The 26,711-nt window shown below is 57.7% G+C and carries 17 protein-coding genes, 1 pseudogene and 1 riboswitch; of the genes and pseudogenes, 9 read left to right on the forward strand and 9 right to left on the reverse strand.

Annotation, left to right across the window (positions count from 1 at the left end; translation table 11 throughout):
- Positions 1-905: 905 nt before the first annotated feature.
- Positions 906-1,703 (reverse strand): nodulate formation efficiency C protein, encoded by a 798-nt coding sequence (locus CV770_RS21540; protein WP_245453814.1) that lies wholly within the window; start codon positions 1,701-1,703, stop codon positions 906-908.
- Between the two features lie 866 nt (positions 1,704-2,569).
- Positions 2,570-2,772, forward strand: a riboswitch (cobalamin riboswitch).
- A 103-nt stretch (positions 2,773-2,875) separates the two neighbouring features.
- On the opposite strand from CV770_RS21540, the gene metE reads away from it, so the two are divergent.
- Positions 2,876-5,221 (forward strand): 5-methyltetrahydropteroyltriglutamate--homocysteine S-methyltransferase, encoded by a 2,346-nt coding sequence (gene metE / locus CV770_RS21545; RefSeq protein WP_104463759.1) that lies wholly within the window; start codon positions 2,876-2,878, stop codon positions 5,219-5,221.
- Positions 5,222-6,276: 1,055 nt separating this feature from the next.
- Here the strand turns inward: metE and CV770_RS43380 are convergent.
- The 7 genes and pseudogenes from CV770_RS43380 to CV770_RS44060 all read right to left on the reverse strand — a co-directional run bounded on the left by CV770_RS43380 (position 6,277) and on the right by CV770_RS44060 (position 10,096).
- On the reverse strand, positions 6,277-6,609 hold the full coding sequence (locus CV770_RS43380; protein ID WP_245453815.1) for a hypothetical protein: 333 nt from the start codon (positions 6,607-6,609) through the stop codon (positions 6,277-6,279).
- A 113-nt stretch (positions 6,610-6,722) separates the two neighbouring features.
- A complete protein-coding gene (locus CV770_RS42165; RefSeq protein ID WP_161500012.1) occupies positions 6,723-6,965 on the reverse strand; it encodes a hypothetical protein in 243 nt (80 codons plus the stop codon).
- A gap of 403 nt (positions 6,966-7,368) precedes the next feature.
- Positions 7,369-7,497 (reverse strand): annotated as a pseudogene (locus CV770_RS43385) (AraC family transcriptional regulator); the annotation flags it as partial.
- Positions 7,498-8,324: 827 nt separating this feature from the next.
- Positions 8,325-8,930 carry a response regulator FixJ gene (gene fixJ / locus CV770_RS21570; RefSeq protein WP_104463760.1) on the reverse strand — a complete coding sequence of 202 codons (606 nt, stop codon included), beginning with the start codon at positions 8,928-8,930 and terminating at the stop codon, positions 8,325-8,327.
- A complete protein-coding gene (locus CV770_RS43390; protein WP_245453816.1) occupies positions 8,927-9,289 on the reverse strand; it encodes an ATP-binding protein in 363 nt (120 codons plus the stop codon). The genes fixJ and CV770_RS43390 overlap by 4 nt, the downstream gene beginning before the upstream one ends.
- A 284-nt stretch (positions 9,290-9,573) precedes the next feature.
- Positions 9,574-9,807 (reverse strand): hypothetical protein, encoded by a 234-nt coding sequence (locus CV770_RS43395; protein WP_245453822.1) that lies wholly within the window; start codon positions 9,805-9,807, stop codon positions 9,574-9,576.
- Positions 9,704-10,096, reverse strand: a complete 393-nt coding sequence (locus tag CV770_RS44060) for a PAS domain-containing protein (protein ID WP_349627979.1) — start codon at positions 10,094-10,096, stop codon at positions 9,704-9,706. Before CV770_RS44060 ends, CV770_RS43395 begins: the two co-directional genes overlap by 104 nt.
- 127 nt (positions 10,097-10,223) lie before the next feature.
- Between CV770_RS44060 and CV770_RS42700 the strand changes: the two genes are divergently transcribed.
- Positions 10,224-10,460 (forward strand): hypothetical protein, encoded by a 237-nt coding sequence (locus CV770_RS42700; protein ID WP_201759968.1) that lies wholly within the window; start codon positions 10,224-10,226, stop codon positions 10,458-10,460.
- Between the two features lie 5 nt (positions 10,461-10,465).
- Here the strand turns inward: CV770_RS42700 and CV770_RS21585 are convergent, their stop codons facing one another.
- Complete coding sequence (locus tag CV770_RS21585; RefSeq protein WP_146101330.1) at positions 10,466-10,786, reverse strand: hypothetical protein; 321 nt, start codon at positions 10,784-10,786, stop codon at positions 10,466-10,468.
- 1,337 nt (positions 10,787-12,123) lie between these two features.
- On the opposite strand from CV770_RS21585, the gene CV770_RS21595 reads away from it, so the two are divergent.
- The 7 genes from CV770_RS21595 to CV770_RS21640 all read left to right on the forward strand — a co-directional run bounded on the left by CV770_RS21595 (position 12,124) and on the right by CV770_RS21640 (position 26,687).
- On the forward strand, positions 12,124-12,351 hold the full coding sequence (locus CV770_RS21595; RefSeq protein ID WP_104463763.1) for an LYR motif-containing protein: 228 nt from the start codon (positions 12,124-12,126) through the stop codon (positions 12,349-12,351).
- 2,250 nt (positions 12,352-14,601) lie between these two features.
- Positions 14,602-14,913, forward strand: coding sequence for a hypothetical protein (locus tag CV770_RS21605; RefSeq protein ID WP_245453817.1), 312 nt, complete (start codon positions 14,602-14,604; stop codon positions 14,911-14,913).
- 749 nt (positions 14,914-15,662) lie between these two features.
- Positions 15,663-15,848, forward strand: coding sequence for a hypothetical protein (locus CV770_RS21615; protein WP_091966228.1), 186 nt, complete (start codon positions 15,663-15,665; stop codon positions 15,846-15,848).
- Between the two features lie 1,960 nt (positions 15,849-17,808).
- Entirely contained in the window at positions 17,809-18,909 is a 1,101-nt protein-coding gene (gene noeE, locus CV770_RS21620; RefSeq protein ID WP_104463767.1) for a nodulation protein NoeE, read from the forward strand.
- 220 nt (positions 18,910-19,129) lie between these two features.
- Positions 19,130-20,086 (forward strand): sulfate adenylyltransferase subunit CysD, encoded by a 957-nt coding sequence (gene cysD / locus CV770_RS21625; protein WP_283811346.1) that lies wholly within the window; start codon positions 19,130-19,132, stop codon positions 20,084-20,086.
- On the forward strand, positions 20,086-21,969 hold the full coding sequence (cysN, locus tag CV770_RS21630; protein WP_104463769.1) for a sulfate adenylyltransferase subunit CysN: 1,884 nt from the start codon (positions 20,086-20,088) through the stop codon (positions 21,967-21,969). Before cysD ends, cysN begins: the two co-directional genes overlap by 1 nt.
- A 2,306-nt stretch (positions 21,970-24,275) precedes the next feature.
- Complete coding sequence (locus tag CV770_RS21640) at positions 24,276-26,687, forward strand: 2-aminoethylphosphonate--pyruvate transaminase (RefSeq protein ID WP_245453818.1); 2,412 nt, start codon at positions 24,276-24,278, stop codon at positions 26,685-26,687.
- Positions 26,688-26,711: the final 24 nt, after the last annotated feature.

Raw genomic sequence — 26,711 nt, forward strand, 5'->3', positions numbered from 1 at the left:
AAGCCGCCCGCGTATTCGGAGGATCGCGAGTGTCATCCTGATGCCATTCGGTACGAGGCCTCAATCCACAAAATGGTTGCCCCATCGCGGCACTCGGGCAGGGTAGCTCTGGTGCGGTTTAGCCGACTCAAGCTACAAATCATTCGCAACGACCTCACTACAGAATGGGAATGAAATGGTTGCAGCCCCCCGGGATTTTCCGGTCTCTTCCTACGCGCTTGAAGTGGATGGTCGACTCAGAGCCGAATTCGCAACCAGAGACGGCGCCAGGGCAGGCGGAGCGGAACTAAAGAGGCGTTTTCCCACGCTTCAAATCCGGATCTTTGACGCGCAGACGAATGCGCGCGATGAAATCTAGCGCCGACTCAGTTCGGTCCTCGAAGCCTCGCGCACGGCTCCGGGGCTCTCGCCGGGGTACTCGGAAAAGGGCCGGTGCTCAGAGGGCATTGCCGGCCCACTAACACTGCCCGATTACCGTCATAACGCGTTTCGTCGCAGCACTCGATCCCGCGTGCCGCCTCGGCATCGGCATGCTTACGCTCTTTCGGATGCCAGTCAGTCGCGCGATGGGCGGCGCACGCCGGATCGGGCTTGAGCCCGGGCATCTTCAGGCCCGGTCCCTTGAAGAGTGGCATGGAGGAGCTGGTTCCCTCGTGGATTGGTGTCCTCCCACCGCGTCGGGCGCGCCGGGGGCCAAATCTCGCCAGCTGGCACGCGCCGCTGAGCTCGGCTACTCGCAGAAGGAATCGGAGGTAATCGTGCTGCCCGACTTTTTCCTGACGGGCTGAAAGCTGCAGGAAAGGCTCGCGACTGCTGAAGGCGTAAACTAGAGCTAATATGTCTGTAGTTCCTCAGACGTTCGGCCGTAAAGGAGCTACGGCGCGATCTTGCTCTGCGCGACCATTTTACCGAGGGCCTTCGCTCCCCTCTAACTCTTCCTGTTCCATTGGCTCCATGCGAGCGAACCAGGAGCCAGGAGGAAAGGCCGCGATACGCTTGGCAAAGGAGGATTGCGGCTCCCAATCTTGCCCTTCGCTCTTCTCGAAAGTGATGACCCCGTTGTATGTAAAAAAACGGGGCCCTGGGATATTACAGTTCACTAAAAGCAAAACGCGCCACAGATCACCTTTCTCGGTCGGCTTGTCATTCTGCTTCGGCAAGTAGTCCACTCCAACAGGTTCAACGATAGTGCAGCGGCCCTGCCTCAGAAGATCGCCGAGCCGGCCTTGCATGGTCGTCACAAAGTTGAAGTTGCTCGGATCATGCAGAAAGCCAAAATTTGCGTCCCTTTCGCCATCCTTGACTTCACTGGCGATCAACGAGAGCGCCAGGGCGCGCCAGCCCAATTCCATCGGTTTGGCATAGGTCGACGCAAGTTGAATCGTGCCGTCGAGCGCGATCTTCCAGGTGATAACGTATTGTTCGTCTGATGTATCATCGCGGTGCCTGGTCCACGAAACGAAAACATGGTCATTTTCGTCAAGTTCAGCGACGCCCCACATTCGAGGGACGAACTGCGCCACCTTCGAGACATTGGAGATAATTTGTTCTATTGTCTCGCCGTCTTGCGCTCGCCACGTTGACTTGAATCTTTCGATAAGGGGGCTCTCGTTGGCGCGAACACTGTTGCTCGTCGCAGCCAACCCGGCCAGGCAGATCAGGGATTGACCGAGACAAAACCATAACGCGCGTCTTCCAGACATTTTCCTCATAACTGTCAGCCTATCTGCTTTCATCCACACGTCATTCTAAAGCGGGGCAACCTTTAACCTGTTATGCGCGAGCGCAAGAAGTTAGCGGCGACGCGACGGGGAGACCGATGGTGTCCCGTGCGAGCAGGCGCTCCCCTCTATGTCACGCGCCGCTAACTTCGCTGCCGGCGACAGCTTCAATCTGCTGTGCCGGACATGCCCAGCAGGAGGAGACTGGGCATGCCGAAGTCTTGCATTCTTCGTGCCAGGTGATGGACGGTATTTCACACCGCTTTTGTGTCCTCTTTGTCGACTTTCCGACTGGCAGGTCTCGATGTTTCCTTTCAGCGCTATCCAGCGCGGTTTATGCATCCTCGTCACGCGACGGTTTGGTCCGGTATCGTTGCCAGAATGTGCGTTTCGATCTCTGCCATGCGTTTGGGCATTTGCGGCCAATGGGCCATGGTGCGTTTGACGGCCAACGACGCGAAGCCGATCTTCACCGCCGAGCATTTGGAGTCTTGCTGAACTGCAAATCAACGTGCTGGCGGGGTATGTTGCTGGCCTTGCCAGCTGGGGCGTATTCAACACGGATCCTGTTGGCCGAGAAGGTGACTGGATGGTGGACGTCCTCAAGAACCGCTGGGAAGCCGGAGATGCGTTCTGCTCGAGGTGGCAGTCCCGACCGCGCAAGCCCGCATTTGTCCCTTCCACCAATCTGGCGTGCGGCCCGCGGGCAGCTCCGATGATCATTCCGATATCGCCGATTGAAAGCGCTTCTACATCATCTCAACGTGATGCACGGTGATTCGCGTAGCAGATGTCGCAGCATCAGCTTGAGACATAATCTGAGAGGTTGACGGAAGACTTCTCTTGCCGATAATCCAAGCCGTCGAGGTTCTCCGGTTTCCATTTGATCCGGAGCTAAGAGGGAAGCCGGTGACAATGCCGGCGCTGCCCCCGCAACTGTGAGCGGCAAGCCGCTGTCCAACGACGTCACTGAAGCCTGCGCGGCTTCGGGAAGGCCGGACAGAAGCGATGACCCGCGAGCCAGGAGACCTGCCCCGACAATGTATTCGTCCACGGGCGGGGTGTCCCGGTGGTGCGCCAAGCAGCCGTCGCACCGCGCGACTTCCCCTGCCTGCGTCCGCCATGGCCTTTGCCCCCAACATGGGGTTCACGCTATGACTCTTCTCTCCCTTCCGGTTGCCACCCTCGGAACGCCACGCATCGGTCCAAGGCGCGAGCTCAAACTCGCTCTCGAAAGTTACTGGGCCGGAAAAAGCAGCGAACAGCAGTTGCTCGAGGATGCAGCTGGCCTGCGTGCCGCGAACTGGGCTCGTCAGAAATCTATCGGCGTCACGGTCATTCCATCGAACGATTTCTCGCTGTATGACCAGGTGCTCGACACAAGTGTCATGGTTGGCGCCATCCCGGAGATCTACGCCTCGAAAGCCGAATCCGTTTCGCTCAAGACGTACTTCGCCATGGCCCGCGGATCACAATGCGACGATCAGGATGCGAGTTGCGGTCACGGACCGCGCGGATTTGGCGCACCCGCGCAGGAGATGACCAAGTGGTTCGACACCAACTATCACTACATGGTCCCCGAGTTTCACAGGGGACAGACTTTCAGGCTATGCTCTCGCAAGCCGATCGAGGAGTATGAGGAAGCCAAGGCCCTTGGCTTTCAGACCCGCCCTGTCCTGATCGGGCCGGTCACATTCCTAAAACTCGGCAAGAGTCCCGATCCTGCGTTCCAGCCACTCTCACTACTGGATGAACTGATACCGGCCTATATCGAGGTTCTGCAGGAATTGGCCAAACGTGGGGCAAATTGGGTTCAGTTCGACGAGCCCTGCCTGGTTCTTAATCTGGATGAGAGGGCGCGACAATCTTTGCGACATGCCTATGACCGGCTCGCCAAGGAGGGGCCAGCCATCAAGATCTTAGTCGCCAGCTATTTCGGCGATCTCGGGGACAATCTGGACACCGCCTTGAGCCTGCCAGTCGCCGGACTGCACCTCGATCTGGTTCGAGCGCCACAGTTGTTGGACCAGATCATCGCTGGCGGCCGAAGTGATCTCGTCATGTCGCTCGGTGTCGTCGACGGCCGGAATGTATGGCGGTCGAATTTGTCGTCGCTGCGCCAGCGGCTCGAACCCGCCATTGCGAAGCTCGGCAAGGATCGTGTACAGATTGCCCCATCCTGCTCGCTGCTTCATGTGCCGGTCGATGTTGAACTCGAAACCGGGCTCGCTTCCGACGTCAAGAGCTGGCTTGCTTTCGCGGTCCAGAAGATGCGAGAGCTCGCGATCCTGGCGCGGGCACTCACAGGCGACCAGAATGTTGCGCTAGCTCTTGCCGAGTCGGACTGTGCCGCGACTGTCCGCCGGACTTCGCCGAAAATCCATGATGCCAATGTCGCTGTCCGGATGAAAGCGATCGACCAGACCATGCGTCGGCGCGCGAGCCCATTTGCCCGTCGTGCCGAGATCCAAAGCAATCGTTTCGGACTACCGGCTTTTCCTACCACGACGATCGGATCGTTTCCGCAGACCAAAGAGGTCCGGAATGCCCGTGCGGCGCATGCCCGAGGCGCTATGAGCGACGAGCAATACGACAGGTTCCTCAAGGAGGAGACGGCGCGCGCCGTACGCTGGCAGGAGGACATCGGTCTCGATGTCCTCGTGCACGGCGAGTTCGAACGCAATGACATGGTGCAGTACTTCGGTGAGCAACTCGTCGGCTTCGCATTTACCAGGAATGGATGGGTGCAGTCCTACGGATCGCGCTACGTCAGGCCACCGATCCTGTTTGGCGATGTAGTGCGGTCGAAGCCTATCACCGTAGGCTGGTGGCGCTACGCGCAATCACTAACGAGGAAGCCGATGAAGGCGATGTTGACCGGACCGGTGACGATCTTGAACTGGTCCTTTGTTCGCGATGATATTCCCAGAAGCGAGGTCTGCCGCCAGATTGCGCTCGCGATCCGAGACGAAGTCCGCGATCTCGAGAATGCTGGTGCGACCATGATCCAGATCGACGAAGCTGCACTTCGCGAAGGATTGCCGTTGCGTCGATCGGAGTGGACCGCCTATCTCGACTGGGCCGTGGATTGCTTCCGCATCTGTTCATCCGGCGTCGCTGATCAAACGCAAATTCATACACATATGTGCTACTCGGAGTTCAACGACATCATCGGTGCGATCGCTGCAATGGACGCAGATGTCATCTCGATCGAGACGTCGCGGTCGAAAATGGAACTACTCGACGCGTTCAGGAACTACGAATATCCAAATCAGATCGGGCCGGGCGTGTACGACATCCACTCTCCACGCGTTCCCAAGGCGGGCGAAATGAAGGAGCTGATGGCGTTGGCTCGGACCCGGCTGCAGGATTCGCAGCTCTGGGTCAATCCGGACTGCGGCCTTAAGACGCGCAAATGGGAGGAGGTTCGGCCGGCGCTAGCGAACATGGTCGCTGCCGCCCGCCAACTGCGCGCTGCATTCGATCCGCGAGGCCGTTGATCCGGGCTTGGGTCTCTTCTCGACTAAGCTGATCCTCTTGCGGTCATTTGCGCTCTCCATAATCGATGGATTCTTGGGAACACAAAAAAAACCCGGCCCCGCTTAGCGGGCCGGGCGAAAGTCTGGGAGGAGCGACGCTGACGCATCGCGCGGACTTCCATCGGCGGAAGAGAGGACAACCGCCGGTTCGATCACGGCAAGGACATTCACCGAAAATCTGAGCCCAGTTGAAGCACAAGCTCAGCGTAGCTCAATTATGCAGTGGTATGCGACCGTATAGCCTGAAGCGTATAAATATACACCAAGGTTTGTCGCTCAAGAGCACGTCGGCAACGATTACGACAGAGCCGAGGGAGGCGGTGATGCCGGGCGGTCACCGCAGGGCACGAGCCGCAAATTCGGCGCGCTTTCCTGCCTGGAAACCTTATGCTCCATCAGCGCGACGATACGAATAACCTGGCTCCAAGGATCTCGCAGCGTGGACAATGCATGAGCGGTTGCTATTGATTTGAACCCTGCTTACGGCAGTCCTTGGCCGACCGGTTCCACCCGATAGTCGGGTTTCGGCTTGGGCCTTTGTTTGAGAGTCTATGAGCGGACCACGTGGAGGATGTCACGAGCTTGAAGATGGCACGGTGCCGATAGGTTGCTCTACAGCCGTGAGCGTGGTCCTGCCCTCAACATAGGCCAGTTGGCGATCTCGGATCCGACACGACTCGGCTCGGCGCAGAGTTAGACCGGACGTCCAGCGCCTTGCCGTTCGTGCTAAACGTACCCGGGCGAGCAGTGCCTCGCGGATCATTCAGAGCGTGCCGGGCTGGGAAGGAGTGGGAGTGCTTCGCCGCAGCCGCGCGCCGCAATCGTCCGTCCTACGGGTCGGCGGACATGAGAGACATCCGCTTCGCGCGATGTCACTGCGCAGCTGCCAAACCTGCGACGGTCACACTGTGGAACGTGCCGGAACCAGAGCTCAGAAAGGCTCGGCCATGGCGTTTGCACCAGTGGTCGAGGAAGCGATCATAGTGCGCGGAAGCCATTTTTGGCGGTAGGGCGGCCTACGTGCCCGCGAACACCCCCATTTTCATTTCGGCAGGATGAGCATGAGGTCTAATTCCTGCTGTAAAACGGCAGCGGCCAACACGGCCCCTCTCGGCGCCGTGTCTGGGATTGCCGGCCTTCGTGGACGATAACGCGACCGAGCTCCGTTCGGCCTCAGCTTCTTGCTCCAATTTCAGAATATGCGCTCTTAGCGCATCGGAAGTGGCTGTCGCTGTCTCGCCGAACAGCGGATCTCCATGACCGGTGACGGCGGAAGCGATTTCAGTCCATTCCTGTGCCGAGAGAGCCTTCAGGGCGGCCGGAAAGAAATCTCGTTCTTCCCACATCATGTGGCGCCGCTCGCGAACTATGAAGTCGCGTATGATATTGCCGACGTCTTGCCGTGGGGATGGCGTCAATAGCTCGCGCGAAGCCGTGCAAACGGTCGACGACTTCCTGGTGTTCAAGCGCGAGATCGCCGACGATTGCAGCTGCATCCGGATCGCAAGCCTTGAGCTTGGAAAAAATCAAGTCTTCCTGTGGATGATGGGTACACCTCGGGGTAAACCTCGAAATAGCTGATAATCGCGCGGATGACCTCATAATCGGGACGGATCCCCTTCTCAAAAATCTCCAATTCGCGTTGGAGAGCGGCCAGAAGCAGATCAATGTTGCGATGCTCTCGAAGCAAAAGATCGATGATCATTGCGGTGTTCCTGGAGGCACAATTTAGGCCGGAAGCGTTTCTGCCACTTGCAAGATCGCCCAAGCCGAGTTCTGTGTTGTTTGCGCTGCAATTTTTTCCGCGCTGTTCGACGCAAAAGAGTAGCGCGCTTGAATTTGAGCTGGCGTAAATCAACTTAGCCGAAGTGTTGAGGTTGCCCACGCAAGACGCTCGTCGGATAGCAGCTGGTCTCGGTAAAACTGGCGGCCTGGGTGTGCATGGCGGACCCTATCTTGCGAACGTCGATGGACGCAGATTGGCTGATCCTGACGAACTGGAAAATTTGGATGTTTTCCCTAGGTGGAAGTCCCTAAGTATTTACACGTAAGTGCCATGAGCAGGGGTCCTGAATGGGGGCGGCGCGGTCCCTTGTTTGCTTAAATATCTGGAATTGCACGCCGAGAGATTTCGACGGAGCGGTGACATAGAGCGTCCCCGCAGGTATGGTGCCGTCGAAAATGATCTGGCGGTCCCGTGTCAGCTTCGCGCGCGTGGTCTTCAGGGCGATGCCGATTCAAATCGGATTAGTAAGCTGCATGCTGGCTTCTGCGGCCGCGTCCATGGAACAGTCGGAAGCGCACGGCCGCACCCGTGAAGAGCTCCAGCCAGCCGAATAGTTGTGTCCACCGCCGCTTTCGGCTCGCCGCAGGAAGTCTTGTTCGGGGGCCTTGGCTCTGATCCCCGTCAGCATCGGTCGGCCGCGGAGGTGACCAGGCGGATATTGACGGCATCCCGATCGATGTACGCTGGCCGACGTGGTCGACGCGCTTGATGATCAAGCGATCCGCTGTCGTAGCCCCTTAATGGTGTGTGACGATGGTTAGGGCGGCTCGCCTCGGCCGGAACCGCACTCAGCGCGCGCTTGTATGCCGGCGTTCCGTGCCCGCAGTGCCGCTTCGGCTCGCTCCAAAGCACGCGACCGTTTGAATTTCGAAGACCGAAGTGACCGTCGCCCAGCCGGGCGCAATGGGCGAATGATGTCCTCTCGTAGCCGATTGCCACAGCGTCAAGATGCGCACTTGTGCTCAATGCGATGGAAGTCGAACCGTTCACGGCAGCCCGCACCGGGAGCTCCGTTGGCGGATGGACCAGTATATTGCCGAACTATGCCGTTCTCCGGGGTGACAGACCAGCTGTCCATCGGAGCACAAATTTGGGCGGACGTAGTTGATCTGCTTCATGTGCCGTCGTGATTCAAGAAACTAACAGCGTGTGTTGCATCGGTAGCCGTCACCGAAAACATGATCCGCTCGGCGCGGTACGCCTGAAAACCCTCCTTTCGCCGTCTGGACTGCGCAGCTTCGATGCATGAATAAGCCATTCGCGCCATTTGCGCTGGTGCTAGAGTCCCGCAGTAATGGCGATCCGCATCAACTCAGACATGCTGCGGGCATTGGTCTTGGCCATGAGGTTTGCACGGTAAACCTCGACTGTCCGGGAACTGATGCCGAGATCATGGGCGATCATCTTGTTAATCTTGCCGGCTAATAGTCCCTGCAGGACGTCACGCTCGCGCGACGAGAGGCCCGCGAGGCGGGCTTCCGCCTGCAGTTTCGCTGCGTCATCGGCTGGTTTCGTCGGCCGCGCTTCCAAAGCACTATTGATCGCACGCAATAGCACGTCCTCCACGAATGGCTTATCGATGAAGTCGACCGCACCCGCTTTCATCGCTTCGACTGCGAGCGATACGTCGCCATGACCAGTTATCAAAACGACGGGGCAGTTGACGCGATTGGCCTTCACTTTACTGACTAGTTCGAGACCGCTCATACCCGGCATACGGATGTCTGACACAATGCAATCAACTGGACCGCTCGCGACGTCATTAAGAAACGCGGTCGCCGCCTCATAGGTTGCTACGTAGAAACCGTTTACATCAAGAAGAAACGCGAGCGAGTCCCGCATTGCGGCGTCATCGTCGATCACAAGAATGCGCCGACCCATCATGTCTCTTCACTAAGCTCCGCAAATGGCGCGGTGAACTGAAGGATCGGGCTGCCACCCGGAGTCGATTCCGCGACGATATATCCGCCATGTGACTCGACGATCGTCCGGCAGATTGATAGCCCCACACACATGCCATGCCTTTTAATCGTGACAAAGGGCTGGAACAGTCGGTCGGCGATATCAGCGCTGGTGCCGGGGCCTTTATGGGCAACGGTAAACCTGTCGACGTTGGCAGCTTCGCGGCGCGGGCAGGAGGCCATGGCCTCGATTGCATTGCGCATCAGGTCTAGCGCGACCTTCTGGATCTGGATCTGGATCTGGATCTTGTCGACGATCATGTCGCGGTCGCTGCGGGTCATCACGCGTACACCTCGCTCCTTGGGGCCGACTAGGCCAGAGCCCACAGCTTGTTCAAGGAGCGTGAGCGGACTCTCCACAGTGTGCTCGCCCCTGGCAACGAAATTTCCGCAGGCGCTTGATGATATCGTTAGCGCGTAGAGCCTCTTCGGCGGCGTGTTCGAGTGCATCACCAATGCAGTTGGCGTCCGGTCCGTCGGGTGCCAGCAGAGCCTTTGTTCGCGCATGTAGCTTGTAATTGCGGAGAGCGGCCGGTTGATCCTCATGGGCAATAGACGATCCCATCTCACCATGGCAGTCGGCCGCGACACGTGCACGAGTTCAGATGGCAGATCTTGCAACCGCCGTTCCTGCGCCCGCTCTTAGTGAGGTTTCGGATGAAACCGGTGAAGAGCCGTTCGGCGCGCGCTATGGCCTCACCGACGGAGGTCGAGCCGTCGCTCCGTTCGCCGACCACGATGCAGCCGATGCCGATGATGGGCCGCTCGCCGTTGGCCACATAACGTTCGATGTAGCTCATGCTCGGCGCGGTAGAGCTGCGGCATCAACCTCGACACATTCATTCCGGCCACGTCGTCCGGAGACCAATCAAATAAACGCACTGCCGGGGCGCTGAACGAGCGAATGATGCCCTTCTCGTCTATCACGATCATGGCGCCCGCGAATTCCACGATATCGATCATGTTTGCGGGATCGGTAATGAGACCTTTCACAAGAAGGGCCACGCTGTAATGAGGCAGAGCAGAGGAGCGACGTCCGCCCGGCCGCGACCGCGACGAAAGCGGCAAAACGTGCCGCGGCAGTGCCATAGCCTTTCCGGACGTGGTCGGACATGTTTCCTGGTAGACCCTCTCATTCCATTGACTCTACATTGTTTCCCACGAGAGGCCACCGGAGCAGAAACGCGCCTCAACTCACACCAATCTATTGTGCAGGATGGCCGCCGGCATCTGGCCATATGCGCCAGTGCGTCGGCTGCACGGCTACGTGTTCTCTGGTCTTGGCCTTGATCCAGCCGCCGAAGGTCCGGCGGCAAGGAAAGACCACCCGGTGAATGGTATTACCCTCGATCACGGCAATCTCCAAATCCCGATCAAAGGGCGGCGCCGTTTCGAGCCGCTCCCAGGTCAGGTCGCCAGTAAATCTTGGACGGTGTTCATCGCTGCTGGCTGACAAATTCAGGCAACCTTCTGAACTACGGACCAGATGGCTTGGACCGCCGCGCAAACAGGCTCAGCCCAATATTGCCCAGGCGGCGTGGCGGCCGCGGTTTTATCGGCCGTGGCGCCGCTGAACCTGTCGTGCCGGGACATGATCGGCTCGCCAACCGAAATATTAGGATTGGCGCTGCGAAACAACTCCCGGGCTTCGGTCGAATCGATCTGGATCAGCTCAAGACCTCGGCGGTTGGTATTAACCGCCGTTCTGCAGAAGTTGAACTGAACTGCCGCTCCCGCAATCTGGCCCGCGGCGGGACGAATGTCCCCGTGGTCTGTCATCTCGAACATCCTTCGTTGGTGGGAAATCTCCTTGTCCCACGGCGTCAAAGTCGGGCATTGGGTTGTGATGACGTCAGCCGCGCCCTCGTGACCGGGGCGGCATCCCGAGAACCGGAAGACGCCGGATCTCGCTTCACTCCATTCGGACGGGCCTAGCTTCGCTCGGCGTCGATCATCGCGCCCGTCCGCGGGTCGATGAAGTGGACGCCTTCGCACGCGGCGCAGGTTATTGTGTGCAGGTCATCGGCACGCGGCTCAGATACGCCCGGCAGCAGTCCTTGAACTCGGTCGCCGGTATCTGGACATGAAAAGATGATGGGACGCCAAGTCTTTCTGTCTGCCATGTGTGTGACCTTGGACGGGAAGCTCACTTCTATCAGTAGGCAGTCGCCGCAGAATTGATACAGGTCAAAAAGAGCTGATGCGTATCCAGAATGGCCGAACTCGAGCGGCTGCAGCGAGCCGCACAGGCCCCCGTTGGCAGGCGACGTGTCCCAAGTCGGGCGATCCGCCAGGACCTCGCGTTGGTCCGCAACACGCCAGCGTGTAGCGGGGTTGATTTGAGGTGCACCGCGCGCGAATGGGCCACGACAGCATTTGTCCTCAATGCTGCGATAGCCGGCAAGCAGATGGTCAATTGATCGCTCACCTCGCATTATCGGTGGCCTTGCCGGGCAAATCCCAGCCATAGGCTTGGCGCTGAAGTCCTGAACCCTGGGCTCATCGAAACGTTGGATGCGACAAGCGTGATCATCGGCTTTGCTGTCGCGACCGCAGGGGCGGTTTGCCTCATTGGCCCACGAACACGTGCGCGTAGGTCTCGCAATCGATAGTCCCGGCCGCCGGCGCGCGTCAGAAATGGCTCTGCCCGGTGATTGGCGCAATGACTTTCGTTTGCGGCAATACCTCGTGAGACCATCAAGTATCGCGTGTAAAGTTCGCGGCCTCTCAAGTCTTCATATTGCCAGCGGTTGAGTATGGGATCGATAGAGATCAATAGCCGGCATCTCGGGCATGACGGCGCATGCGGCTTTCAATCGTCTCTTCAGACATTCCTCGATTCGTCGGCGACTCAATTCTGTCAGTCCAGGGCATGAGCAGACCAGAAGGCGTTATCCCTCGGCCCAAAACACAGGGTGCGATCCGACAAGCTGGACAAATAGAGGTCGCGTGGTCTGCGACACAACAGGAGAGCTCGAGCCGCGCTGCCAAAGTTTCGGCCTTATCTCGATGGAGGAGCGGACAACCTCTTGTGGATGCTGCTTGAGGCAGATCAAATACTCTTGTGGCGCGAATGGCAGAATGGTGGATAAGCAAACCCACAAGAAGAGGATGCCATGCCTTCATTTAATGTTCGGTTCATTAAGACCGTTTGTGACGATATCGGACACGAACATCGTGCCTGTCAGGCAGCGTTCAAGGTCGATGCCACCTCGCTGAGTGCTGCTGCACAGCAGGCGGAGAGCGATTTCTGCAAGCAAAAGAGTGTTCGCGATTGGACAGTCTTCGCCGATGTAATAGAGCTTCGAACCCCGCCTGCATTGCCGGCGGCATGGGCTGGTTAGCTTGACTTTGGCGGGGGAAGTCTGCGAATTGTGGGTCAATCTGTAGTCTAAGCGTTATCCCGGACAGGATCGCGTCGACCGTCGATTCGAGAACAACTGGCGATGCTGGCGTCAAATCGGCGAGCGCCCTGTTGTCTCACACCTAGCGGACCTCGCTGGAGAGTTTGCCGCCTGCCGCTCAACTGGCTCTGCAGCGCTCCGTCAAGCGTTGTACCGGCAGGGCCATCCGGAAGGATCGGCTCCCACAACTCGTCTTGTTTGATTCATATCAAGCACAAGTCTGCCTCTGGCAGCCATGGCTGTTTCAAAGGGTATGCGTGGTTGGCCAATCTGCACACATTAATGCCCTTGACGCCGGGCTTACTTGAGCCCGCAGCACATCGATGCGATCGCACCTGACTTAATCTGTCCGCATTTGCCCTTCAAACCAGCGCGCTCTCCTGAACATTTAAGCAGGCGCCTGGCACTTGCCGGTTTTTCCAAGAATGCGCTTGCTGCCGCTATGGAGACGTATTGCGCGATCTGCAGCGGGTGAGTGGCCTATGTCAGACCGAAGTCCGCTGCGCCGCCGACCTCGATAGGAAATGCCATGCAAGTCCGCTCAAAGAATGCCCCAATGAACAGACCCTGCGTGCTCGGACGTGAGATATCCTCCCGCTACGCTTTCGCGATTGATTGCGCTCAACAGTTCCTCGCCGAAGATCTTGCTTCCTGAGCATGCCGGCATTCAAAGAGGGCCGACACAGGACAAGCCTCATTGCCGCCTCGAAATCCACGACATGGGTGAAGCAGTCCTTATGTCTGTACCACTGTTTCTGCCTACGTTTTCTACTTTGCCGCAGCGACGGGAACACGATCCGGCGTTTACCTTCTGCGTATTGCTCGCTTTCGCCGCCAGCCTGGCGCCGCCGCAACGGCCGGCGCGACTACCGCAGGCGGAGATGATAGTTCTGCCGAACTACAACTCGGTCCGATCAAATTCGCCTCGGTAACGGCGATGTGGCCGCTGGATAAAGTAAATGCAGTCTCAATGGGCGCGGCGTATTGCATGAAGACGCTCAACACAAATGGTGAGTGCGCTCCACTTGCTCGGGCGCATATTCCTGACAAGGACGGAATTATTCCTAAAACGCGGATGATCATTATCGTGTCGATCTGACGAAGGCTGATTCATATCGACCTCATGTCGGCCAATGGTCAGATGTCAAGGGCACAAGTTGGACCGAGGAGCGTAGCACTTTGTCACTGGCGAATCTCGCGTTCGCGCTATGAACGCCATGTCTGTATTCCGTGACCAGTGGACGGTAAGTTTGGATGTGAACACGTTCACGTCCGGCGGCACCATCGCGCCCGCGACGGTCCTCACGTACATTGAAACAGCAGCACCCGAGTACGATATGATCGTGCGGTCAGGGATAAACTCAGAACAAAAGAAGATGGCCACGCAAGACAATGCTCAATCAAATCCGTCCGAGCGGCAAAAGTCCGTCGCATCACAGATCAGGCCTCTGTCTACTGAAGGACAATTCAGTTCACTGGCTCGTTTTCGCTCCAACGGTTGCCAGCAAGGCTTATTGCCTTATCGAGAACAACGCCCCGATGATGGGATCTGTTAGCGACAAAAAAGGCGTGCGAAGGCTCCTGTATTCTCGGCAATGCGGAGCGCGCGAAGGAGAAGCGGGATTGCGCCATGCACGCTCAAGTGCGGGCGAAATCCGGAGAAAACGCGCGTAGAGTCTTAAAGCGCAACTGTTGCTTCGATGTCACCAAATGTATGAACCGGCGATCTACGCTTGTGTCAAACGAGGGACGACATGTTCGATATTTATTTGAACGGAAGACGCGATCTTTTGGTCGTTCCGCGAGGGTTTGCGATCCCTGCGGGGTTGGCCGGCAGTTGGAAGCGAAAGAAGCGTGCGGTGCGTTCAGTGAGCAATGTCATTCGCCAAGATGTCGAACAGCGCGGTTACCACCGACGTAGTTTGATCTCAAATCGGTCGAAGACGGCGGTTGAGGCCTCGTCACACGCGTAGCCAACGCGGCTGTCTCCGCTGACCCATTCTTCAAAACACTCTGGGCAGGATGTCGCCGATGCCGTCGAGAACCTTGCTTACCGCGTCGGCGGCAGGTGGTTACCCTGCTTCATCAGGCTTATGGCGCAAGGTTTCTTTTGAAAAGCGGCGCACGGCGCTGCGGCTTCCCTCAGGATAAGTATTATGGAGCTTTTCCTCGACTCGATGGCGTGCTCGCGTGAGTTTTCAGCTGTCCATACTGAAGATACTTGCCGGCCATCCGCACGGACGGGCGAGCATCGAAGTCGTTAAACAGCATTTGGCTATCTATTACAGCAGTGGCCCAGAGTGGCCGGCGCGTATGAAGCGCATCGCGAGCCGCGTACCCCAACTCGATATTTTTGGCCAAAGGCTGATTGTGCGAGAGGCTGGGTGCTGGATTATCACCGACGAGGGAAGGAAGACTCTTGAAGGGCTCGAACTGCTAGATCTAGGCGCTATGCAGGGTCAGGTTGGACGGGAGATCGCGCACGACCCCGAAGATGAGTAGCCGCCCCTGTGTCTTCGCAGCTACGAACGAGCGCGCGCAGAAAGCGCTCCCCGGCACGAGCCCGCGCAAGGGCTATCGGCGTGACGGCTTGTCGCTCAAGCCCTTGCTGATGGCCACCTACCCGATTAGATCGCCCAAGTTCAGTTTGGACATAATGCAGTGGCTATTGGTAGTGTGAAGTGCCTCAATGCGACCAAGGGACGATATGTGTTCATTCAACCTAAGGAATGGAGGAGCTGATGTCTTCGTGCACTCCGACGCGTTGAGCCGAGCCCGGACGACCGACACGAAGACGTGAGCGATCTAGTATACGCGCAAGCCCTATGGGGTCTCTGGCGTTTAGATATCGAGCGCGCTAATCGTCAAAAGGTGACCATAGCAAGTTCGCCACGATGTCTCAGAGGGCCTCGATGTTTGATCGCTCCAGACTTAATCCAAATCACGAAGCTCCCCGAGATGCAGCCGTTCAGGTTCATCGCGATTGGCTTTCTCATTCCAGAACATGTTAGTCTACGTTCTTAGCTTCGAATAGAGAGGGGTCGATTGGAGCTGCGTTCAATTATAACGAAGCCTCTCACACACAGCGTCTGTACGAAGTTTACAATTCCACAGCTGCACTAGTCCAGACGCGCTGTCTTCCGAAAGCATGACCGAGCTAATACCCGGCGCGAGTTCCGATGCTCCCTTTTTTACTGTCGCGCTGCGAAAAAACTATGTTACAAGCGCCCTTCTCAGAAGGAGCATTCATCGTGAAAAAAGCAACCAAGAAACGCGTTAAGCGGCGCGAGTGGACGAAGGCAGATATCAAAGAGCTCAAAGTCCATTCGAAGGCTCGGACCCCGGTCATAAAGATAGCGAAAATGACTAAACGCAGCGCCGGCGCGCTACGCCAGAAGGCCTTAAATCTCGGAATCGGACTCGGACATCAGCGTTAATTTTGAGCGACGCTGCCTAATGGTGCGGTAGGGCGGCTCGCGGGCCGCCCTCTTTTGTTATAGAAATTTTGTCCCACATTTGGCTTCGCCGATCCGCGCTGAGAGAGTTTTTCACGCATGTGCTGGATGCCTTCAATGTCGCGGAATGCGCTCCTGCGCCTCCTCATCCTTGATCAAGAGACTTGGAAGGGGGGCGACGGCCGCTTGCGATGTATGATCGCGAGTGAAGACATAGCCTTGGCCATAGCCCTGTCTCGAAGATAAAACCCGGAAACACTCGGTTCCCGGAACGCATGCGATGACACAACGCCGAGTCCTGGATGCGTTAGCTTTCGAGAAGCTGACCAGTCTCAGGCGAACTCCCGTAAGGGTGGAATCTAGTATCCGTTCGGGCGGCAGCTTCTTCAGCTTCGGCGAGGCAGTCTTGGCTGCGCTGGGCCGAACACATCGGCTGATCGCTTTAGCCGAATGGAAAGAACCTCGCGAATGGGGCATCCTCGAAGCTCAAGCCAGACTAAAGTTTGGGCGTAAGCGGACCGCGCCGAGCCTGTTGGCTAGCTTGAGCTCCGAGACGATATGGCGCCCTCAACAGCAATTGAAAAAGCGCTCTGTTCGCTTGATAGATCGCGGCGGAGCGGTTACGTCCTGAACCCGTCATCACCTGCGCGCCCTCGGCGTTGTGCACGGACCACAACCACCTTCGACCGCGTTGCTTCAAGACATATTCGAAGGATGGGAGACTCATGGTCAGCGAGCTCCATTTCTAGGTCGTGCGTTTGGTCTTCTTAATGTCAGAGCGGGCCCTTTCCAGGCGATGCCTCGCCGTAGCAGGCTTAGCAGTGCGCTCGCTTGATCGGTCAACGCCGCTTTCATCAAACCGAGCTCATCCTGCGTTGCCTGTCGTGGCGCCAAAGTCGCGAGATGCAGCGCGTTGTGGCCGTCAGCGACATCTGCAGGATCCGGGCATCCTTTGCGGAGGACTATGCCGCAGCAAACCGTTTTTCTCTAGCAGCCTTGAGTGGGTCGTCACGAAGGAAGGGTCGACGTGCATCAATCGTGACGCTAGATTGACCGGCACACCCTTTTCTCTGCCCAAATAGGTCACCGCCATCAGGATCGTCCACCGTGGCCCAGTGATGCCCAGCATGGCAGGAAAGCTGGCAAGTTCTGCGAGACACGCATGGATTGATCTGCTCTCCCACATGAACGGCCGGACAATGTCGTCTCCGTCAGTATAGATGCAGCCAAGCGCGCTCGCTGGATCAGGTAAATCCGGCGGCATAATAAGCCAGGTTCCGTCCTTGACAACCGTCCTTAGCGCCGATTAGGGGAGCGCCAGTGCTGCAAGAGCAGGTAAATCAAATAGTTGGTATAGTTCTGTTGGACGGGCTTGCGCACAACAGGCGGGCCGGAGCTATGGCTCAGTGTCTTGACGGACCAACGGCAAAGTTGCGTCAGGATCGATACGCGCTGACAAGATAGCTGCGCCCCGCCAAGTGAGATGTCCGCGATGTAGTCTTTACGGCGCTTGCCGAGCTGTCCGCTCTTGTAGGCCGAACATCAGCGAGGTGCATGTCGCATTTACGGCGTCAATGCCCCAGCAACGTGCAGCTTATGACTACACGTAATAACCTTCCATGTACCGCGGGCAGTCTTCGGCAAACGTCCGTATAGTTCTTCCCAACCTTCCCATATCGCGATCAACCTTCGTGCAATTGAGGTGGCGCTTGACTTCGTTTCAACTGTCGAGAAATCGAGGAGGCAATTTCGATTATGCTTCCGTGATCCCGCCCGATCAATCAAAACTGAACGGTTCTCAAGTCATGAGTGGCAGACAAAATTCTTGTCGTTTTGACGCTTTGTACGCATGCGGTTGCCCATGTGATCGCGCGACTGGCTTTTTTCGCTCAATCGAGCGAGCGACGACAGGGTTTGCTTTTCAAGCACGAGGGTCTGAACGATGAGCGGACGTTTTGGCCGTTCGCCTGCGGTGTGCTTTCTCCTCGGTCTTCCGCGATCCGGGACGACACTCCTGGCGCACTTGCTCCAGCACCATCCAGACATCGTGGCTCCGCCTGAACCCTGGTTGATGTTGGCGCTTGAAGCATTTGGCAGGGTGGATCAGCGTCACCCGGCGGGCAGCTCACTGATCAAGGCCGCGACCTCCGAATTCCTGGGGCGGATAGATCGCACGATCGTCAGCCGCGCTTTCGCCGATGCAGCATACGATCAGTATCTGGCAGAAGCGGGCAAGCGCATCATCATAGACAAGACACCACGCTATTGGACGGTGCTTGAGTTTCTTGAATCTGTCTATCCAGAGGCGCCACACATCCTTCTGATGCGCAATCCGTATGCCATCGCCGCTTCACTGAAATCGACGTGGGGCATCCCGCTGCGGACAGAAAGCTCGCATTCGGTTAGCGTATCCAGCCTCGCCGATCTCATGCTCCGTCTGCCCGACGTCATCATAACTTCACTCGCCGATTTGGTTCTGGGCCTTCCCAAGCTCGCCGCGCACCGCACTCGCCCGCAGACACAGTTCGTGCAATACGAACTGCTCGTGGCGCATCCGGACGAGGAAGCCCGGCGTCTGTTGACGGGGCTTGGCTGTGACCCAGCGGTCGTCGCATCGACCGGGATGAGACAAGCAGATTATCTTCGATCCAGCAGCTTTGGGGATCGAAAAATCCTGGAACGAAACGCCGTCGACGAAAGCTCTGTCAAGTCATGGCAATCTCAATTGAGCGTCGAAGAGATGCAGACCGTGACTGATTTGGTTGGCGCTGAGCTTTTGCTGGAACTCGGATATGAGCAGGAACTGCTGCATGCACAGAAAGCCGGAGTGCTGGATAGGGGAAGTGAGGTAACCGAACTCTATCGTCGAATATTCCGAACCTGGTGGGATTTGCGAAATACCAAGGCCGGAGCATTATCCGGCCCCTCTCACGCTGGAGAGCCGGTCCACACTGCTTGGAACGTTTCGGAGAACCGAGACGCGGCCATCGAGATGTTGCGAGGCGAGGTCGCGCGGCTTGAGCAGATCCTCAATATCTCGTAGGGCGATCTGAATGCTTGCGATCAAAACACGCTGGTTGATTTAGCCAAGATCCTTAACCCGCACGAGCTGATCTCCCGATCAGGTGTGACGCCGGAGCCGGTCGCAACAGCGGCGGAATGCGATATGTTGCCGCGTCTGCAAGTCTGCTGTCCAATTGGGCTTGACCTCATGGACGAGCCTGCCTCTTGGCCGTCCGTTTGCGCCGCGGATATTCCCCATTCTGGGCTGGAGCCATAGAACGGCGAAGAACAGAGATCCTGCATCGAAAAGAAGATATATGCTGCCGAAACATCTGCGCCGTCTCGAGGCTGAATCGATTGAAATCATGCGTGATGTTGTCGCCGAGTTCAAAAGGCCGGTCATGCTTTACTCGATCGGAAAAGACTCAAGCGTGATGCTGCACATTGCGATCAAGGCGTTCTATCCGGCAAAATTGCCTTTCCCACTGCTCCACGTCGACACGACCTGGAAGTTCCGCGAGATGATCAGCTTTCGAGACGCGACAGCCAAGCGGCTCGGCCTCGACCTGATCGTCCATATCAACAAGGACGGCATCGCGCGCGGGATCAATCCGATCGATTCCGGCTCCGCGCTCCATACCCAGGTGATGAAGACAGATGCGCTGAAGCAGGCGCTCGACCTCCACGGATTTGATGCCGCCTTTGGTGGAGCCCGGCGCGATGAGGAAAAGAGTCGCGCAAAAGAGCGGATACTCTCCTTCCGTTCGGCCGGACACGTATGGGACCCCCGTAACCAGCGGCCGGAGCTTTGGAGCCTGTTCAACACACGGATCCGCCAGGGCGAAACCATGCGCGTGTTTGCGATGTCAAACTGGACCGAGCTCGATGTGTGGGAATACATCATGCTTGAGAAGATTCCAGTCGTTCCGCTCTACTTCGCAAAACAAAGACCGACAGTGCGTCGAAATGATGCGACGATCATGATCGACGACACGCGATTGCCGCTTAGCTGCGACGAGACGCCGGAAATGCGGATGATCCGCTTTCGCACGCTCGGATGTTATCCTTTGAGCGGGGCTATTGAATCTGATGCGATGGCGATCGAAGACATCGTCGCAGAAATGCAGACTGCGACTGTGTCGGAGCGCCAGGGACGCCTAATTGATACCGATGAAGCCGCTTCAATGGAGAAGAAGAAGCGGGAAGGCTATTTTTGATGTTTGCAAGGCCGACAACGGAAGCGGTCCCCGCCAGGACAAAGGATCAGCTGCGATTCATCACGTGTGGCTCGGTGGACGACGGCAAGTCGACGCTAATCGGCCGATTACTGCACGACAGCAAGATGATCTACCACGATCAGCTCACGGTGTTGGAACGCGACAGCATCAAGCACGGTAGCACCGGAAATGACATCGATTTCGCGTTGCTCGTGGACGGGCTCGAAGCCGAACGGGAGCAGGGCATCACGATCGACGTCGCCTATCGCTTCTTCACGACGCCGCGGCGCTCCTTCATGGTGGCCGACACTCCCGGCCACGAGCAGTATACCCGCAATATGGCTACCGGCGCCTCGCATGCCCAGCTCGCCATCAGCCTGATCGATGCCCGCAAAGGCGTGATGGTTCAGACCCGCCGCCACTCCTTTATCTGTTCGCTGCTCGGTATTCGTCATGTCGTGCTGGCAGTGAACAAGATGGATCTTGTCGCATACAACAAAGAGTGCTTCGATCGGATCGCCCGTGACTATCTGGCCTTTGCCGCCGGTCTCGGCTTCACCTCGGTCGTTCCGATCCCGATCTCGGCCCGCTACGGCGACAACGTCGTGGACCGCTCCGCTCATGCCAACTGGTATCATGGTCCCTGCCTGCTTGAGCATTTGGAGAGCATTGACATCCCGTCCGGCACCGCTGGCCAGGCTTTCCGCTTTCCGGTCCAATGGGTGAACCGCCCAAACCCGGATTTTCGGGGCTATGCCGGGACGGTGGCTTCCGGGAGGATCTCGGCAGGAGACGAGATCGTTGTCGCCGCGTCGGGACGGACCACGAGCATCAAGCGGATCGTGACCCACGAAGGCGACCTTGTCGGCGCCGAAGCCGGCGATGCGGTTACCATTACACTGGAAGATGAAATCGATATCGGCCGTGGCGACATTCTGTCGCGACCGGACGACCGACCGAAGGTCGCCGACCAGTTCGCCGCTTATGTGATCTGGATGGACGAGGAGCCGCTCGCTCCCGGACGCAATTACGTCCTGCGGATTGGATCACAGACGATTACCGGCAGCATTACCGCAATTAGGCATCGGATCGACGTCAACACTTGTGAGCATCTGGCCGCCGGGATGCTTTCCCTCAACGAGATCGCCTTCTGCGATGTTGCGACCGCAATGCCCGCAGTATTCGATTCTTACGACCTCAATCGAAAGACCGGATCATTTATCTTCATCGATCGTTACACGAATCGTACGGTCGGGGCCGGCATGATCGCCTTTCCGCTACGGCGGGACACCAATATTGCTAGGCAAGCGCTATCCGTGGACAGGAGGGAGCGCGCCGCGCTCAAGAATCAGAAGCCTTGCGTCATCTGGTTCACTGGCCTATCTGGCGCGGGAAAGACGACGATTGCCAACCTGGTTGATCAAAAGCTGTGTGGCATGTCGCGGCATACCATGCTGCTGGATGGCGACAACCTCCGGCACGGATTAAACGCGGACCTCGGCTTCTCGGAGGCCGACCGCGTGGAGAACATTCGGCGCGTCGGTGAAGTTGCCAAGCTGATGGCGGACAGCGGCTTGATCGTCATCTGCTCCTTCATCTCGCCCTCTAGGGCCGAGCGTGACAGGGTGCGCGGCCTGGTTGGCAAGGAAGAGTTCATAGAAGTCTTTGTCGATACGCCGATCGACGAATGTGCTCGGCGAGACCCAAAAGGCCTGTATTCAAAAGTTAAGTCCGGCAAGATCAAGAACTTCACCGGGATCGATTCGTGCTACGAAGCACCAACAACACCGGAGATTCATCTCAGGACCATGGAGCAGACCCTAGAGCATTCAGTGGAAGCGGTAGTGGATGTCTTGATGGCGCGCTCATTTCTTGATGGTTAGATGTCCCTCGCATCGCACCATCGATTCGCACAATATCCCGCTGGCCCGGCCAAGGCGATTCGGCTCAGGCGGGCCTGCGATCGGACTTTTCGCTCTAAAGCAACAAGATGGTCGCCCCGACTTCTCGACTGCCCGCTTCCGGTTACGTGCTCGAAGTGGATGGTCAATTCAAGACCGAGTACGCGAGCAGAGATGGAGCATGGGCGGGAGCGGAGGAGCTCAAGAAGCGTCGTCCCATGCTCCAGATCAGAATTTACGACGCGATGACAAAGGCCAGAGAGGAAGTCCGACTGCCAGTAGGTTGAGTTTCGCTTAGTGCTTCTTGCTACGCGTGCGGCCACCGACGCGCCGAGCTCGCATAAAAACAAGCCAGGCAGCGTCTCGGCCGGCTTCAATCTTTCGCGCAGTATGAGGGTGGAGCCTCGGTTTTCCGAGCCTGGCCGCATCCAGCGAGCGGGCGCTTGCTTCAGTATATTGACCAATCTGAACTTAGCAGTCGGCCCCGACTCCCTCCTGTCGCGACCCTGCCAGCTTTCCGGAAGCCTGCTTCCTTTTGGCCCGCCGCTCGTCGACCGATACGCCCCGCGCGTTAGTATCGCGAGACAAAGCAGCCGCGAATCCTGGCCGTCCTGCGCTGCGCTGCGCTACGGGCCTCCGCCATGCTTCGGGTTCTGCTCCGTTTCGCCTGCCCCCGTTGATCACCATGAAGCCCGCCATGGGCGCGGCCGAAAAGGCAAGCGAGTTCATCCATGGCAAGCGACAAGGGCGATGTCTTGATGATCCGCTCTGGTCAACCGTCAACCTATTCGACCACGCGGTAGACCGCACACACACACACACACGTCGAACGCGAGCTCGCCATCAACGAGCAGGCGCTGCAGAGACACGCGAGCAGAAGGGTCGGAGGTGCGATCCGTCCAACCAGAGCGCCTCACGGCCGAGGTACTGGCGCTCACTGAGTGCCGCGGCGCGATGGACCTCCGGCTCACCCTGGTCCTCACGCGTTGGACCAACCGTGACCACGGCACGCTCACAAAGCCGATGATTGATCCGTAAGACGTTCTCGCCGCGAAGCGGCTTACAGAACCGAGAGATGCTACTAGCCTAGCGATTGCTCGCAGAGAGGACACATGCCACTCATCTGGAGTCGGCTCGATGTAGTCCTACCAGAGCAGGATGACATGTTCTGCTTCACGGCGACTCGCCGAAAGGTGTCGAACTGATCGTCGCTAAACGGCCAGCGATCCAAGGTCCCCCAATTGTCTTCAAGCCGGGCTCGGCCACAGCCTGCCAAGGCCGCTCCATTCAAGTGCAACGACGTGATACCGGCAATATCTGCGACGATGGCGTACACTTTCCAGGCACCACCTTCCACGGGAATCTCGCCGGCACGGCGGAGAGCACATACTCCAGCTGGGGGTATGGCGAGGATCGTACGTGACGGGCAGATTGGCCCATCACTGACCTGCAGGTATCGCGCTTGCCGACGGAATGCCGACGGTCCTGACGTCGAACTCTCAAACTATTCTGCCTCGCTGTGAATCTCCGCACTTTGCTGCCTACGTCGGCTTGTCGCCGCCAGATGGGAGTGCGTCAGAAAAAATTCACGCGAGAAAATCCCGCGAGAGGGTTGAAACGCCCCTAACGTCAAGTTGTACGATCTCGAAATGGACAACGACAGTCATCGGTGTCCCAAACCCTCCAACGAGCGACGGAATGCGAATGCATCAAGTCTCAAACCCATGCATCAGACTCCCTGCCGACGACGATTATCAAGTGTGCCGTGGCTTGATCTGCATCCGGGCGCGATGACATCCGACTGCATCGTTTTCCTAACGCGAAGTTTGCCTGAATAGAAGGTTCACCGCGTAAGTCGGTCGCCGGACCTGCTGCTTAGCGACGCAAGAAGTCGACGGCGCTCAAGTCTGCGCCTGTGTGATAGTTGGGATGAGAGCGCGCGTCGGCGCCACTTGCGTTCGAGCGCGCTCTCCCAAAGCCAATTTCTAGGAGGTGTGAATGGCACCGGCGATGAGCTTTATGAGGGATCGCTCCGTATCTGCGATGAGATATGGAGATTGCCGTCCGGCAGGTGTTTCGGGCGCCGACCCTAAACGCGCCCGCGATTTATGGCGCTTGCCCCGAAGCTGTTGACCGAAGGAAGTCGAGGCTCGCCACAGAGGCTTCCTGGTGGCCCGGCGTTCTCCAGATCCATTGACAACTGCAACTTGAGGAGGAATGTCTTGACAAGACAGCGCTCTTTACTGACGCCTGGTCCATTGTCGTTATCGCTGGCAGTCAGGAGCCAGATGCAGCTTGATCTCGCATCGCGCGATTGCGAGTTCAAGGAAGTGACCGCCTGCATGAGGCGGCTGATGCTCAGCTTGCTTGGAAATGCTGACGACTATTCGGTGGTGCCTATTCAGGGGGGCGGCTCCTTTGCAATGGAAGCCGCTCTCTCTTCATTTGTGTCCCGAGCCCACAGGCCGCTCGTTTGCATAAACGGCATCTATGGCGAGCGCATTTTACAAATTTTGCGGCTGTGGGGCGTCGAAGCACTGAAGCTTGTCAAGCGAGCGACCGATCCTTTGGATACTCAAGAAATTGGCGAGCATCTGAGCCGAAATCCTGGCGTTACGCACCTATGTTTCGTGCATTGTGAGACGACAACCGGAATCGTCAATCCGCTGGACGCGATCGTGGAGGAGGCGAGGCGACGTGGCATAAAGACCATCATCGATGGGATGAGTTCTTTCGGCGCCCTTAACATCGATCTGAGCCAGCGTGGACCTGACGTCCTGGTCACCTCGAGCAACAAGTGCATAGAAGGGCCGCCGGGAGTAGCGTTTGTCATCGCGTCTCGCGAGTTGCTGGAGAATGCGGTTCAAGAACCGAGGTCGTTTGTGCTCGACGTGAGAGATCAATGGCTCTCGCTCGAGCGCACGGGTGAGTGGCGATCGACCCCTCCCACCCACATCGTTCAGGCAACGACAAAGGCCTTGAAGATTCTGCACGAGGAGGGCATCGATGCTAGGCGCTCTAGGTACGAGAAGGTCAGGGACGATCTCGTCAAAGAACTCGAAGGAGTGGTGTCTCCGCTGCTGTCCCCGGACTTGCAGTCGCCGGTCTGCGTCGCATTCAGTGCGCCGTCCGGAATCGTGGACCAGGCAGGATTCGATGGGCTGTATCGCCACTTGGCGGCCCACAACCTTTACGTCTACTCGAAGCTGCATCTTGCGACGCGGAGTTTTCGCGTCGGTTGCATTGGGGAAATCCAGTCCAGCTGGATCGAGCAGTTGGGGTGCGCTTTTCGTACATATTTCCGGTCCGGTCAGGCTCGATCAGCAAGGCCGATGTCGGGCCAAGAGGCATGCGTGGCTCGCGTAAAGATGCCGGCCCGAGCGGCTGGGGACCCGCAGCTGCCGTTTTCCGCCGAGACTGCTGTTCTGCATGCGGGCTATCGACGCGACCCGGTGACGAAAGCCGTCGCAGTGCCGATTTACCAGAATACGGCTTATGAACTCGATGGCGATCTAAACCACATTGCTGACGTCTACAACGTCAAGGCCGATGGATTCACCTACACGAGGATCATCAATCCGACGACCCGCGCGCTGGAAAAGCGCTACGCCGCCGTCGATATGGGAAGCGACTCGCTTGCCGTTGCGTCAGGTCAAGCGGCGACGTTCCTGGCTATCGTCAACCTGTCAAGTGGCGAAGTGGGGGACAATGTCGTCGCCTCTCCCTATCTATATGGCAATACCTGGAACCTGCTCCACAACACATTAAGGCGTCTTGGGATCAGCGTGAGGACGGCAGATCCTCGAAGGCCCGAGACGTTCGACCGTGCCATTGATGATCGCACGATTTGCTTGTTCGGAGAGGTGATTTCGAATCCCTGTCTGATTCCGCTCCCCATCAAGCAGCTGGCGGAGATCGGCCGAAAGTACGGCGTGCCTTTGGTCGTGGACAATACGACGACGCCACTGGTATGCCGGCCGTCAGATCTCGGCGCTGCGATTACGACGTACTCCGCAACGAAATATATATGCGGCCATGGCACGACGCTTGGCGGACTGATCGTTGACAACGGCGAGTTCAGCTACCGGGGAGCCTCTCGCTTTCCCTTGTTCAACCGTCCCGACGATGCGCATGGCGGAGTTGTCTGGCATAACGCGGTGCGCGATGTCGACGATCTTGGAAAGAGCGAGTTTCTGCTCAAGGCTCGCATGACCTGGTTGCGCGATACCGGCGCGGCCATCGCCCCCTTTGCGAGCTTTCAACTGATCCAAGGGCTTGAAACGCTGCCCCTTCGCATGAAGCAGCACTGCGCGAATGCCAGGATCGTGGCCGACGTTCTCAAGGAGCATCCTAAAGTACGCCGTGTCTTCTATCCGGGGCTCTTTGAAGGCCCCGATCGGGAAACCGTCGAACAGACACTCAATACCGCATACGGACACGGGGCGATGGTCATGTTCGAAGTGGAGGACGAGCAGGCTGGGCGCAAGTTCATCCAGAACGTCGACTTGATGTATCACGTTTCGAATGTAGGCGATGCCCGAACGCTCGTGACTCATCCTGTCTCGACGACCCACACCACCGTCCCGCGGGAAAAGCGCGAAGCCGCCGGCATATATGGCGGCTCGATCCGACTTTGTGTCGGCATCGAAGATGTCAGCGACATCGTACGCGATCTAGACAAGGCGCTTTCCGCAATCTGACAACCAGCAAGGCGATCAGGAAGA

Source organism: Bradyrhizobium sp. AC87j1 (assembly GCF_002936975.1).
GTDB classification, from domain to species: Bacteria; Pseudomonadota; Alphaproteobacteria; order Rhizobiales; family Xanthobacteraceae; genus Bradyrhizobium; species Bradyrhizobium shewense.